Annotated in this window: 14 protein-coding genes; 8 read left to right on the top strand and 6 right to left on the bottom strand. The window is 62.8% G+C overall.

The window, feature by feature from the left end; genetic code table 11:
- Together BMZ91_RS14000 and BMZ91_RS13995 are read right to left on the bottom strand one after the other, a co-directional pair.
- A partial coding sequence (locus BMZ91_RS14000) for an S-(hydroxymethyl)glutathione dehydrogenase/class III alcohol dehydrogenase (protein WP_092840178.1) occupies window positions 1–1,028 on the bottom strand: 1,028 nt, incomplete at its 3' end.
- 102 nt (window positions 1,029–1,130) lie between these two features.
- Window positions 1,131–1,580 (bottom strand): c-type cytochrome, encoded by a 450-nt coding sequence (locus BMZ91_RS13995; protein ID WP_092840125.1) that lies wholly within the window; start codon window positions 1,578–1,580, stop codon window positions 1,131–1,133.
- A gap of 242 nt (window positions 1,581–1,822) precedes the next feature.
- Here BMZ91_RS13995 and BMZ91_RS13990 point away from each other — a divergent pair, with 242 nt between their 5' ends.
- The 5 genes from BMZ91_RS13990 (at window position 1,823) to modC (ending at window position 5,170) form a co-directional block, all read left to right on the top strand.
- On the top strand, window positions 1,823–2,167 hold the full coding sequence (locus tag BMZ91_RS13990) for a DUF2794 domain-containing protein (RefSeq protein ID WP_092840175.1): 345 nt from the start codon (window positions 1,823–1,825) through the stop codon (window positions 2,165–2,167).
- Between the two features lie 4 nt (window positions 2,168–2,171).
- Window positions 2,172–2,558 (top strand): winged helix-turn-helix domain-containing protein, encoded by a 387-nt coding sequence (locus BMZ91_RS13985; RefSeq protein WP_425441580.1) that lies wholly within the window; start codon window positions 2,172–2,174, stop codon window positions 2,556–2,558.
- A gap of 68 nt (window positions 2,559–2,626) precedes the next feature.
- On the top strand, window positions 2,627–3,391 hold the full coding sequence (modA, locus tag BMZ91_RS13980) for a molybdate ABC transporter substrate-binding protein (protein ID WP_092840119.1): 765 nt from the start codon (window positions 2,627–2,629) through the stop codon (window positions 3,389–3,391).
- Window positions 3,381–4,073, top strand: coding sequence for a molybdate ABC transporter permease subunit (gene modB / locus BMZ91_RS13975; RefSeq protein ID WP_092840115.1), 693 nt, complete (start codon window positions 3,381–3,383; stop codon window positions 4,071–4,073). The genes modA and modB overlap by 11 nt, the downstream gene beginning before the upstream one ends.
- The gene (modC, locus tag BMZ91_RS13970) at window positions 4,070–5,170 is read left to right on the top strand and encodes a molybdenum ABC transporter ATP-binding protein (RefSeq protein ID WP_092840112.1); all 1,101 of its coding nucleotides are present in this window, start codon (window positions 4,070–4,072) and stop codon (window positions 5,168–5,170) included. Before modB ends, modC begins: the two co-directional genes overlap by 4 nt.
- Here modC and speB read toward each other — a convergent pair.
- The 4 genes from speB to BMZ91_RS13950 all read right to left on the bottom strand — a co-directional run bounded on the left by speB (window position 5,167) and on the right by BMZ91_RS13950 (window position 8,704).
- Window positions 5,167–6,135, bottom strand: coding sequence for an agmatinase (speB, locus tag BMZ91_RS13965; RefSeq protein ID WP_092840109.1), 969 nt, complete (start codon window positions 6,133–6,135; stop codon window positions 5,167–5,169). The two genes, modC and speB, sit on opposite strands and share 4 nt — an antisense overlap.
- A complete protein-coding gene (locus BMZ91_RS13960; protein ID WP_177193873.1) occupies window positions 6,132–6,881 on the bottom strand; it encodes a C40 family peptidase in 750 nt (249 codons plus the stop codon). Before BMZ91_RS13960 ends, speB begins: the two co-directional genes overlap by 4 nt.
- On the bottom strand, window positions 6,878–8,257 hold the full coding sequence (locus BMZ91_RS13955) for a leucyl aminopeptidase family protein (protein WP_092840106.1): 1,380 nt from the start codon (window positions 8,255–8,257) through the stop codon (window positions 6,878–6,880). Before BMZ91_RS13955 ends, BMZ91_RS13960 begins: the two co-directional genes overlap by 4 nt.
- A gap of 81 nt (window positions 8,258–8,338) precedes the next feature.
- Window positions 8,339–8,704, bottom strand: a complete 366-nt coding sequence (locus BMZ91_RS13950; protein WP_245736388.1) for a hypothetical protein — start codon at window positions 8,702–8,704, stop codon at window positions 8,339–8,341.
- 174 nt (window positions 8,705–8,878) lie between these two features.
- Here BMZ91_RS13950 and BMZ91_RS13945 point away from each other — a divergent pair, with 174 nt between their 5' ends.
- The 3 genes from BMZ91_RS13945 (at window position 8,879) to BMZ91_RS13935 (ending at window position 12,804) form a co-directional block, all read left to right on the top strand.
- Window positions 8,879–9,529, top strand: coding sequence for a carbonic anhydrase (locus BMZ91_RS13945; protein WP_092840101.1), 651 nt, complete (start codon window positions 8,879–8,881; stop codon window positions 9,527–9,529).
- A gap of 152 nt (window positions 9,530–9,681) precedes the next feature.
- Window positions 9,682–10,686 (top strand): TAXI family TRAP transporter solute-binding subunit, encoded by a 1,005-nt coding sequence (locus tag BMZ91_RS13940; RefSeq protein ID WP_092840169.1) that lies wholly within the window; start codon window positions 9,682–9,684, stop codon window positions 10,684–10,686.
- Window positions 10,687–10,776: 90 nt separating this feature from the next.
- The gene (locus tag BMZ91_RS13935) at window positions 10,777–12,804 is read left to right on the top strand and encodes a TRAP transporter permease (protein WP_092840098.1); all 2,028 of its coding nucleotides are present in this window, start codon (window positions 10,777–10,779) and stop codon (window positions 12,802–12,804) included.
- The last annotated feature ends 2 nt before the right edge of the window (window positions 12,805–12,806 follow it).

Genomic DNA, 12,806 nt, shown 5'->3' with positions numbered 1-12,806 from the left:
GTGATCATCGGGTCGATCTCGATCTTGCCGTCCATGTACCAATCGACGATTTTGGGCACATCGGTGCGCCCGCGCGCGCCGCCAAACGCGGTGCCGCGCCAGCTTCGCCCGGTCACAAGCTGGAACGGGCGGGTCGAGATCTCGGCCCCCGCAGGCGCCACCCCGATCACGATGCTTTCGCCCCAGCCCTTATGCGCCGCCTCAAGCGCCGTGCGCATCACGCCGACGTTGCCGGTGGCGTCAAAGGTGTAATCCGCGCCGCCGCCGGTCAGCTTGACCAGATGCGCCACAAGATCGCCCTCCACGTCATTGGGATTGACGAAATCGGTCATGCCGAAGCGCCGCGCCATCTCGATCTTGGCCGGGTTGAGATCGACCCCCACGATCTGATCGGCGCCCGACAGGCGCAGGCCCTGGATCACGTTCAGCCCGATGCCGCCGAGGCCAAAGACGATGCTGCGATTGCCAAGCTCGGCCTTGGCGGTGTTGATCACCGCGCCGATGCCGGTGGTCACGCCACAGCCGATATAGCAGATCTTGTCGAACGGCGCGTCGTTGCGCACCTTGGCCAGCGCGATCTCGGGCAGAACCGTGTGATTGGAAAACGTCGAACAGCCCATGTAATGCAGGATCGGCGTGCCATCGAGCATCGAAAACCGGCTGGTGCCGTCGGGCATCACGCCCGCGCCCTGGGTGCTGCGGATCTTCTGGCAAAGGTTGGTTTTCGGGTTCAGGCAATACTCGCATTCGCGGCACTCGGGCGTGTAGAGCGGGATGACGTGATCGCCGGGCTCAAGGCTTGTGACGCCGGGCCCGACCTCAAGCACGACGCCCGCGCCCTCATGCCCCAGAATGGCCGGGAACGCCCCTTCGGGATCGGCGCCCGACAGGGTGAAATCATCGGTATGACAAAGCCCGGTGGCCTTGATCTCGACCAGAACCTCACCCGCCTTCGGGCCCTCAAGGTTCACCTCCATGATCTCCATCGGCTGACCGGCAGTAACGGCAACAGCGGCTCTTGTGCGCATTGAATGTTCCTTTTGTTGACTTTGCCCGACCATGCGGCATGCGCGTGGCGGATTCAATATCCGCGCACAATCGCAGGGACCCGGGCGACGATTTTTCTGCGATCAATGGTGCCCTTCGCGGTAAACCTGATGACAATCCAGACAGCTGATGCCGAGGTTCAGAAGCGTGCTGCGCAGGCCCTCAAGGCTCTGGGTGTCAAGTGCGGCAGTGGCCAGATAGGCACTGTTGCTTTTGCGCTCGAAGTCTTGCCAGTTGTCCCAGATCAGCGGGCGCGCCTCTGATTTCGGATCGGTCTGCTTCTCGCGAAACAGGTCGGGCGTGGCCTTCATCTGGGTCATCAGCGCCTGTTGCGCGGCGCCTGCACTGGCGGCATCAAAGGCGGTCTGGCCCTTGACCATCGAAACGAGGCGATCAATCGCTTTCTTGGAACTTAGCATTGCTTCCATTCGCATCATCACAGCGTGGTTGCGTACCCCGGAATGGGCGAAGGCCGTCGTGGCGAGCGCAAGGCATAAACTGATCAAAACGGCCGGACGGGTAATGACTGTCATCGAATGTATCCTAGTGCAAACGCCGATAGTTTAGCATGTCAGGCCCGCAAGGGAAGAGGGGCGTGGCTCATCGGGGCGGTGGATTCAGAAAGACCAAGGGGCAAACACAATCTTGTCATATGTGCCCGCCGCATTCTGTCTGTCCGAATTTCCCCGGCTCGGTTCGCCGAGCAGACGGATTGGAAAATGGGCCGCGCGCGAATTCGCTTGATCTGGAAGAGCTTCGGCGCAACTCTGTGATCATGAGTTTTCAGTCGATCAGCCCGATACAGGCGCCAGGTACGCCAATGCAGGTTGCGTTTCACCGCACCGAACTTGCGGTCATCCTGTCGCTTTACGGGCGCATGGTGGCTGCGGGGGAATGGCGTGATTACGGCATTTCCTGTCTGCGCGACGTGGCGGTCTTTTCGATCTTTCGGCGCACGGCGGAAAATCCGCTTTACCGGATCGAAAAGCGGCCCAAACTGCGGGCAAAGCAGGGGCAATATGCGGTGATCGGAATTGACGGGCAGATTTTAAAGCGCGGTCATGATCTCAAACCCGTGTTGCGTGTTCTGGAGCGCAAGCTTATCCGCGCTGTGGAGTGAGCGTTTGAGTGCGCTTGAGACAAACGAACCAACAGCGCGTGCCGATTTACGCCTGCGGCTGGTGTTCGGCGGCGGGGCGATGATCGGGCCGGGCAAGGCCGATTTGCTTGAGTTGATCGCGCAGACCGGATCAATCTCGGCGGCATGCCGCGCGATGAACATGAGCTACAAGCGCGCTTGGATGCTGGTCGAGACGATGAATGCCATGTTCCGCGCGCCGGTCGTGCAAAGCGCGCGTGGCGGCGCCAAGGGCGGTGGCGCGACCCTCACGACAACCGGGGAAGAGGTCTTGCGCCACTATCGTGCGCTTGAACGGCGTTGCGCCGATCAGGGGGCGCCCGAGATCGCGGCGATCACCGCCCTGCTTGGCGATATGTCCGGCGAAAAATAACGCTTGTCTTTGACCGCGCCGCACGGGATATTTCCCTTCAAACATAACGAAATCGGAGAGGGCCGCCCATGCGTGCCGCAGTCGCCATTATGCGCCACCTTTGCCTGCTGTTGTTGCTTGCGCCCGGCATTGGGACGGCCCGCGCCGAGACGGCGACAATCGCGGTGGCGACGAATTTTGCCGAGGCAGCCGAGGATTTGATCACCCGGTTCGAGGCGCAGGCCGATCACCGGATCACCCTTGTCACCGGCTCGACCGGGAAACTGTTTGCACAGATCATCGAGGGGGCGCCGTTTGATGCCTTTCTTGCCGCCGATCAGGCCCGGCCCGCGCGGCTAGAGGCCGAAGGGCGGGCTGTCGCGGGATCACGCTTTACCTATGGCGAGGGGCGTCTGGTGCTCTGGAGCGCCACGCCTGACGCCATCGGAACAGACGGCGCGGCGGTGATCCGCGCCAATGATTTCGAGCATCTGGCCATCGCCAATCCCGATCTTGCGCCCTATGGCCTTGCGGCGAAACAGGCGTTGCAGGGGCTTGGCCTCTGGGCCATGGTCAAGCCGAAACTGGTGATGGGACAGAATATCGGACAGGCATTTTCGATGGTGGCAACGGGCAATGCCGATCTGGGCCTGGTGGCGAAATCCTATGCGATTTCAATGCGCAACCGCCAACCGGGGCGCATCTGGGATGTGCCCGAGGCCCTCTATGATCCGATCCGGCAGGATGCCGTCTTGCTAACCCCTGACAATGCCGCCGCGCGAGAGTTTCTGACCTATCTCAAGATGCCCGAGGCGCGCGCGGTGATCACGGGGTACGGGTATCATGTGGAGTGACGCGGCGCCGTTTCCCGACCTCACACCGCTCTGGCTGACCATGCGGCTGGCGGGGATCAGCGTGGTGATCCTGCTTCTTGTCGGCACGCCGCTGGCCTGGTGGCTGGCGCAAACCCGCAGCCGCGCCAAGGTGGCGGTCGAGGCGATCACGGCCTTGCCTCTGGTTCTGCCGCCGACGGTTCTGGGGTTCTACCTGTTGGTTCTGCTGAGCCCCAACAGCATGCTTGGCGGGGCCTGGCGCGATGTGACCGGCACGGCGCTTACATTCTCGTTCACCGGGCTTGTGGTCGCGTCGGTGCTTTATTCGCTGCCCTTCACCGTGCAACCGCTTCAGGCCAGTTTCGAGGCAATCGGCAGGCACCCGATGGAGGCGGCGGCCTCGCTTGGTGCCGGGCCAATGGATCGGTTTTTCACTGTCGCCACGCCGCTTGCGCTGCGCGGATATCTGACCGCGATGGTGCTTAGCTTTGCGCATACCCTTGGCGAATTCGGTGTGGTTCTGATGGTCGGGGGCAATATCCCGGGCCAGACCAAGGTCATTTCGATTGCGATATACGAGCATGTCGAGACCCTTGAATATGCACAGGCGCATCTGTTGTCGGCGATCCTTCTGGGGATTTCCTTTGTGGTGTTGGTGGCGGTCTATGCCGCCAATCGCCGCTTTCCGGTGCATGCGGGATGAGCGGGCTTGAGCTGGATATTGCTCTTGATCTGCCGGGGTTTCGCCTTGAGGTTTCACAATCTTTTGCGCCCACTGGCCTGACGGCGGTTTTTGGCCCCTCGGGCAGCGGTAAATCAAGCCTGCTGCGGGTGATCGCCGGGCTTGAGGCGCGCGCGCAGGGCCGCGTCGGGTTTGACGGGCAGCTTTGGCAAGAGCCGGGGCGCTTTGTTGCTCCGCATCGGCGCGCCATTGGCTATGTCTTTCAGGACGCACGGCTTTTCGCGCATCTGACAGTGGCGGGCAACCTTGCCTATGCCGAGCGACGCGCGCGCAGGGCGGGGCGTGCGCCGGATCGGCCCGGTATTGTCGCGGCGCTTGGGCTTGAGGGGCTTTTGACGCGTCGCCCCTCGGGGCTTTCGGGGGGCGAGGCACAGCGCGTGGCGATGGCGCGCGCCCTGATGACGGCGCCGCGTTTGTTGCTTATGGACGAACCGCTTTCGGCGCTTGACGATGCGGCCAAGGGCGCGATCCTGCCCTATATCGAGGCGATCCGTGATGGCATGCAGGTGCCGGTGATCTATGTCAGCCATTCGGTGTCAGAGGTGGCGCGCCTGGCCCATCACATTGTCATGCTTGAGGCGGGGCAGGTGCGCCGCGCCGGGCCTGCACAGGATATCCTGTCGGATCCGGCGGCGGCCCCGGCCTTTGGCATCCGCGCCGCGGGTTCGGTCCTGCGGGCAAAGGTTCTGGCGCATCACGACGATGGGCTGAGCGAACTTACGGTGGCGGGTGGGCGGCTTTTGGTGCCGGGCTTTGCCGCTGCGATTGGCGCAGAGGTCCGGGTTAGGATTGCGGCGCAGGATGTGATCCTGTCGCGCAGCCGCCCCGAGGGGCTATCGGCGCTCAACGTGCTTGAGGGCGAGCTGACCGACTTGCGCCAGGGACAGGGGCCCGGCGTGATGGTGCGCCTGCGCATGGGCGCGGATCAGGATGTTCTGGCCCGGATCACGCAACGCTCTGCCCGGGCGCTTTCGCTGGCACCGGGGCAGAGGTGTTTTGCGGTGATCAAATCGCTGTCGATTGCGCCGCTTGATGTGGGCGGCAGCGGTGCGGTCTAACCCGTCGCCTTGGCCCCGGCCATCACGCAGAGCATCTCGAACATGATCGACGCGCCAAGAAAGGCGGTGCCGCCAGAGGTGTCGAAGGGTGGCGAAACCTCGACAAGATCGGCGCCGGTGATATTGACCCCCTCAAGCCCGCGCACCACCTGAAGCGCCTGATAGCTGTTGGGGCCACCCACCTCGGGCGTGCCGGTGCCGGGGGCAAAGGTCGGATCGACAAAGTCGATATCATAGCTCACATAGGTGTCGCCGCTGCCGGCAATCTCGCGGGCCTCGGCCATCACATCCTCTGGTCCGCGGGCGTGAAATTCTTCGATCAGGATAAGGCGGATGCCGTTGGCCGCCGCGAAATCGCGATCTTCGGTGTCATACATCGTGCCCCGGATGCCGATCATCACCACGCGTTTTGGATCAAGTAGCCCTTCCTCGACGGCGCGGCGAAACGGTGTGCCATGGGTGTACATCGTGCCGCCGAAATAGGAATGAAACAGATCGGTGTGGCTATCGAAATGGATCATACCAAGCGGCGCGCGCCGCGCCAGCGAGCGCAAGATTGGCAGCGTCGTGAGGTGATCGCCCCCCGCCGTCAGCGGCGTGATCCCGGCACCCGTCACCCCGTCGTAGAAGTCAGTGATCCGCGCCATGCTATCCATGATATCGGCGGGGTTTGGCCCGACGTCACCCAGATCGGCGCAATTGAGGGCCTCGAAGGGGCGCATGCCGCTGGTGGCGTGCTGGGCGCGGATCATGGTCGAGGCATCGCGCAACTGGCGCGGCCCGTGGCGCGGACCGGGGCGATTGGTTGTGCCACTGTCCCAGGGCACGCCGATCAGGCCAAGTTGTACATCGTCGTAACGCGCATGCCCCTGCGGCACATAGGGCAGGCGCATGAAGGTGGGCACGCCGGCAAAACGTGGCAATTCAAAGCCCGATACGGGGTGAAAGAACGGATCGGATGTCATGGTTTTCCTTTCAGGCGTTTGCGCGCGGTAACGGGGCCGTCGCCCTGGGCGTCAATGCGGGCGATGGCGTAGGTGATCGGTTCATAGGCCACCGCCATGTGATGGGCATTGGCATGCAACAGCGTTTCGGCGTCGGCCACCCATGCGACATGGCCTTTCCAGAACAACAGGTCGCCACGTTGAAGGGGGGCATCCTCTGGCAGGGGCGTGCCAAGCGCGCCCTCTTGCGGGCCACTATCGCCGGGGCAGGGGATGGCGCAAGCTAGACACCCGGCCTGAACCAGACCGGAGCAATCAACGCCGAAGGTTGAATTGCCGCCCCAGAGATAGGGCGTGCCGAGGTAAAGTTCGGCCACGCTGACGGGATCGGCCTCGACGCTCTCAAGCGGGCTGAGATGGGCAAGCGGCACGTGGCCTTGCGGTGTTTCGGCAAAGCGCGCGCCGGTGGAGAGCACGGTCAGGCGCGCACCATGGCTCAGGCTAAGGCGCTCGGGCGTTTTGAAATCCGGCTTTGGGTAAAGATGCGTGGCGCGGGCGCTGATGCGGTGGGTGGGAGCGCCGGTTGTCAGTGCGCTTTCGCGCAGATAGCCGTGATAGCCATCGCGCGCGGCGGTGACCTCGGCCCAGCCATCCTGGATGCGCAGGACCGTCACGCCCTCGCCCATCAATAGCTGGCGGTCGCGCGGGCCATCCGGGGCGCGGCACAAATCGGCAATCGGGGCCGCGATCACAGGTGTATCGCTCACAGCGACAGAACCTCGGGTAGCGCCTCCAGCAGGGCGCGTGCGCCCATGCCGACGCCACCCTTGGGCCGTGCCGGGGCCGCTGTCGGGTTCCAGCCGTAGATGTCGAAATGCCCGTAGGGCAGCCCCTCGGTAAAGCGGCGCAGGAACAGCGCGGCGGTGATCGACCCGGCAAACCCGCCCGACGGCGCGTTGTCGAGATCGGCGATGCCGGGTTCGATCATCTTCTCATAGGGCGTGTAAAACGGCATCCGCCAGACCGGGTCGGCGACCTTCGCGGCGGCTGTTTCCAGTGCGCTTACCAGCGGGGCGTGATCGGTGAAATAGGGCGAAAGATCGGGCCCGACCGCGACCCGCGCCGCGCCGGTGAGCGTTGCCATCGAGAGGATCAGATCGGGTTTATCCTCGGCGGCAAAGGCAAGCGCGTCGGCCAGCACAAGGCGCCCCTCGGCATCGGTGTTGTTGATCTCGACCGTCAACCCATTGCGCGCGGTCAGGATATCGCCGGGGCGAAAGGCATTGCCGGCCACGGCGTTTTCAACCGCCGGGATCAGCACCCGCAACTGAACCGGAACACCAAGCCCCATGATCATATGCGCCAGCCCCAGAACCGTTGCGGCCCCGCCCATATCCTTTTTCATCAAGCCCATGCTGGTGCCGGGTTTGAGGTTAAGACCGCCGGTGTCAAAACACACGCCCTTGCCGACAAGGGTAAGTTTCGGCCCGCTGTTGCCCCACCGCATGTCAATCAGGCGGGGCGCGATTTCGGCGGCGCGCCCGACGGTGTGGATCAGCGGGAAGTTATGCTTGAGCAGGTCATGGCCGCAAATGGTTTCAATGCCGGCACCATGTTGCGTGGCGATGGCGGCACAGGCCGCCTCAAGCGCGTCGGGCCCGAGATCAGAGGCGGGTGTGTTGATCAGGTCGCGGGTAAGCGCCTCGCCTGCCGCGATGATTTCAAGGCGGGCGGCATCAACGCCTTCGGGGGCGATCAGCCGGGCCTTGGCCGGGCTTTGGCTGCGGTAGCGTTCAAAGGCGTAATGCGACAAGAGCCAGCCGAGCGCCTCGGTCTCGGCCTGAACAGAGGGCAGGCCCGCAAGGCGATAGCCCCCCTCTGGCAGGGTCGCGGCGCAGCCCGCCAGATGAAACCGGCCACGGGCGCGCGCACTTGCGGTGCCATATCCGGCAAGGGCCAATTCGATGGTGCCCGCCTCGCCGGGGATCAAGAGGGTACGGCCAAGCGCGCCGGTGAAGCCTGCGGCGCCAACCCACGCCTTGATGCGGTCGGGCCGATCTGCAAGCCAGCTTTCAAGCGCATCCTCGGCAATCACATGCAAAGGAATGGCAGAGGCGTCATCGGGTGCGAATGTGAGGCTCATTTCGGCGGACCTTTCGGGCAGATGTTTTTGCCCAGCCTAGCCGCGATTGCGCCGCCTGCAACCCATCAAATGGGCCGTTGATCAAAGCGGTATGTCCTGAAGGTCCCAGATTTCGCAGAGCGAGCGTTCGCCGATCCGCAACAGCCGCGCAAAGGTGGCGGCAAGTGCGGTGCGATCGCCGTTGTCGATACATTCGGTCACATCGCCCGCGACCCGCGCCAACGGCTCCATCCCGATCTGATCGGCAATCGCGATCAGGCTTCTGGTGCTTTTGCGCATATCCTCAAGCCGCCCCTCACGGTGACAACGTTCGGAATACGACAGCCGCGCGGCCAGTTCTTCAAGCGCGCGACAGACCACATCCTCGGCATTGGATTCGCCCAGTTGAAGATAGAGCGCCTCTAGCCGGTCGGCATCAAGCGCCACGGTCTCATCTTGTTTTAGCAAAGTCACCTGTTCCACGTTCTCACCCGAATTCTGTGTTCATAAATATCCCCACGACTGCTGGCATCATTGCAGTGTCAGGGTTTTCAAATCGTTTCGGGCCGGGCGATTTATCCCTCGAATTCTATTCGAATCCAGACTATTCAACACACGAGTGCCCCAAGACCCGGAGAGATCATGGAACACGCCCGCCCTTTGCCCAGCTATCTGGTACACCGTTTTCACGGCTGGAAGGCCACCGCCTATACCGAAAATCAGGCGTGGTATCGCCGTCTTGCCACCGATGGCCAGCATCCGCGCGCGATGATTATATCGTGCTGCGACAGCCGCGTGCATGTCACCTCGATCTTTGGCGCGGATCAGGGAGAGTTCTTTATCCACCGCAATATCGCCAATCTCGTCCCGGCTCATTGCCCCGATGGCGCACAGCACGGCACCTCTGCGGCGGTGGAATATGCGGTCTTGGCGCTGAAGGTGGCGCATGTGATCGTGTTGGGCCATTCCAATTGTGGCGGTGTTCAGGGCTGTCTGGACATGTGTTCGGGCCATGCCCCCGAACTCGAGGCTGAGTCTAGCTTTGTCGGCCGCTGGATGGATATCCTGCGTCCGGGCTATGAAAAGGTGCGCGAGATCAAGGATGAGGCCGAACAGCGCAGCGCGCTTGAAAAAGAAGCGGTGATGGTGTCGCTTGAAAACCTGATGACCTTTCCTTTCGTGGCCGAGGCGGTCAAGGACGGCACCCTGACGCTTCACGGGTTGTGGCATGAAATCGGATCCGGCGATCTGGAACAATTCATCGCCAGCCAGAAAGAGTTCGTCCCGCTTTAGGCGCAGATGCAGTCCGCGCGCGCAAGGCTTGCGCGTGGCGTTTCACTTGGCCTAACCTGCGCCGTAGCGTTCGGGGCCATTTTGCTCCGGCGACGACATAAGGCATGGGGCATGCGCCGTGCTGTGAGTTCAGGGAGAACCGAATGAAGCCGATGACAAATTTCATGCGCACGCTGGCGGCGGGCGCAGTGGTGGCTGTGGGCCTGGCCGGGGCGGCCGTGGCGCAGGACCTCAAGTTTTTCACCATTGGTACGGGCGGCACCGCCTATACCTATTATCCGGTCGGCGGCGTGATCGCCAACGCGATTTCCAAGCCGCCCGGCTCGCGCCCCTGTGATGAAGGCGGAAGCTGTGGGGTTGATGGGCTGATCGCTTCGGCGGTCTCGTCGCGCGGATCGGTGGACAATGTGAACGCGATCAATTCTGGCCTGCGCAATTCCGGCTTTGCCCAATCGGATGTGGCCTATTGGGCCTATACCGGCACCGGCACGATGGAGGGCCAGCCGCCCGCAACCGACCTGCGCACCATCGCGGCGCTGTTTGAAGAGCACATCCATCTTGTGGCGAGCGCCGATAGCGGCATCAACTCTGTCGCCGACCTCAAGGGCAAGCGCGTCTCGCTCGACGAACCGGGCTCTGGCACCTATGTCGATGCCGGGCTGATCCTTGAGGCTAGCGGTCTGTCGCTTGACGATGTGACGGCAGAGGCGCTCAAGGGCAATGCCGCCTCGGATGCGCTGCGCAACGGGCGGATTGATGCGTTCTTTGTCGTGGCCGGATATCCGACCGGGTCACTGGTCGAACTGGCCTCGGCGGCGGATATCAAGCTTGTTCCGATCGAGGGCGCAGGCGCCGAGGCGCTGACCGAAAAGTATGGCTTTTTCGCCCAAAGCGATATTCCGGCGGGCACCTATGAAGGTGTCGGCGCAACGCCGACCGTTGCCGTCGGCGCGCAGTGGTTTACCTCGGCCAAGGAAGATGACGATCTGATCTATGAGATCACCAAGGCGCTGTGGAACGACAATTCGCGCAAGCTTTTGGATGTGGGTCATGCCAAGGGCAAGACCATCACGGCCGAGAGTGCGCTGAACGGCATTGGCGTGCCGCTTCATGTGGGCGCCGAGCGGTTTTATCGCGAAGCGGGCCTCTTGAAGTAAGCCTTTGGCGCATCTCAACTGCCCTGACCGGCGGCCCTTATCATGGGGCCGCCGATTTTTGTCCCGTCCCCTGCCAGAGGCATCCCGGCCATGACCGATGATCCGAGTGACACGCTAAGCGTCGAAAAGCTGCATGAGATCGAGCGCAAGTTTGATCCCGAACTGGCGTTTCGCCCGACCGGCCCGTTGATTGCCGGGGTGATTAGCCTCGCGCTTGTGGCGATGTCGGCCTATCATTTCTATGCCTCGGGCTTTGGGCTGGTGCGCGAATTGCTGCATCGCGGGATTCACCTCTCGTTTGTGCTGGGGCTGGTGTTCTTGCTGTTTGCCTGGCGGCGCAGCCTGAGCGCGGCGTTGCCTGCACCGGCGTGGTATCGCGTAAGCGGTGTGCCGGTCTGGGATCTGGTGCTGGCGGGTCTGGCGGTGGCGGCCTCGCTTTACCTGCCGCTGTTGCCGCCCTCGGTGGTGTCGGTGCGGGTTGGCAACCCGTCAACCATGGATGTGGCCATGGGCACCGCGCTTTTGGTTTTGACGCTTGAGGCGACGCGCCGCTCGGTGGGGCCGACCCTGCCGCTTATTGCGCTGATCTTTGTGGGTTTCGCGCTCTTCGGGCCATGGGCGCCCGGCGCTCTCAAGCATGGCGGGGTAAGCTGGCAGGGTCTGATCAACCACCTTTACATGACCAATCAGGGGATTTACGGCATCGCTATCGGGGTGATGGCGCAATACGTGTTCCTGTTCATCCTGTTCGGGGTTCTGGCCACGCGCATCGGGCTTGGGCAATTGTTCATTGATCTGGCGATGGTGATTGCCGGGCGCTATGCCGGCGGCCCGGCCAAGGTTGCGATCTTTTCCTCGGCTTTCATGGGCACGATTTCCGGATCGAGTATCGCCAATACGGTGACCACCGGGGCGCTGACCATTCCGGCGATGAAAAAGGTCGGCTATCCGGCGCATTTCGCCGGCGCGGTCGAGGCAACATCCTCGACCGGCGGCCAGATCACCCCGCCGATCATGGGGGCGGCGGCGTTCATCATGGTCGAATATCTCGAAATCCCGCTGCGCGATGTGCTGGCGGCGGCGCTGTTTCCGGCCTTGCTGCATTACTTTGGCATCTTCATCATGGTGCATCTTGAGGCGCGCAAGCTTGGCCTGCGCGGCCTGCGCGCCGAGGAACTGCCGAAAATGGGGCTGGTGCTGCGTCAGCATTGGCTGTCGATCATTCCGTTGATCATTCTGGTCTATATGATCCTGAGCGGGCGCACCCCGGATTTTGCCGCCGTCTATGGCATCATCGCCTGTGTCGTCGTGGGGTTTCTGAACCCGGTCAACCGGCTCACGCTTGGGGATCTCTGGCGGGCGTTGGGCGATGGCGCGCGCAATACGCTTGCGGTGGGGGCGGCGGCGACGACGGTGGGCGTTGTCGTGGGCGTGGTCACCCTGACCGGGGTCGGCTTTCGGCTTGGTTATGTGGTGGTGCAGACCGCAACCGATATCGGCAATACATTGGGCGGGCTCTGGCCGCTTAGCTATTTCAGCGTGATGCAATGGGCGCTGTTCGTGTCGCTAATCCTGATCGCGGCGTCCTGTATCATCATGGGGGCGGGGATACCGACGACGGCGACCTATATCATCCTTGTGGCGGTGGCGGCCCCGGCGCTTGCGCAATTGCAGGTCGAGCCGATCGTGGCGCATTTCTTTGTGTTCTATTACGGCGTGCTGGCCGATATCACGCCCCCCGTGGCGCTTGCGGCCTATGCGGCGGCGGGGATCGCCGGGGCCAATCCGTTCAAGACCGGCAACACCGCGTTCCGGCTTGGCATCGCCAAGGCGCTTGTGCCGTTCGTGTTTGTCTATTCGCCCGCACTTCTGATTGTCGCCGATGGCTTTACCTGGGGCGCGTTCACCATCACGCTTGTGGGCGCGATGATCGGTATCGCGGGGCTTGGCGTGGCGTTTTCCGGCTTTTTCCTGACCCATATGGCGCGGGCAGAGCGGTGGTGGGTGGCCATTGTGTCGCTGTTGTTCATCGCGCCGGGGCTCAAGACGATGGCGCTTGGGCTAGTGCTTTGGCTGCCGATCCTGATTCTGCAATTGCGCCGCCAACGGGCGCTCTGAAA

It is taken from the genome of Roseovarius lutimaris (genome assembly GCF_900115165.1).
Classification (GTDB): Bacteria; Pseudomonadota; Alphaproteobacteria; order Rhodobacterales; family Rhodobacteraceae; genus Roseovarius; species Roseovarius lutimaris.
The sequence above is the reverse complement of the archived record's forward strand: the minus strand, read 5'-3'. Positions and strand labels throughout refer to the sequence as shown.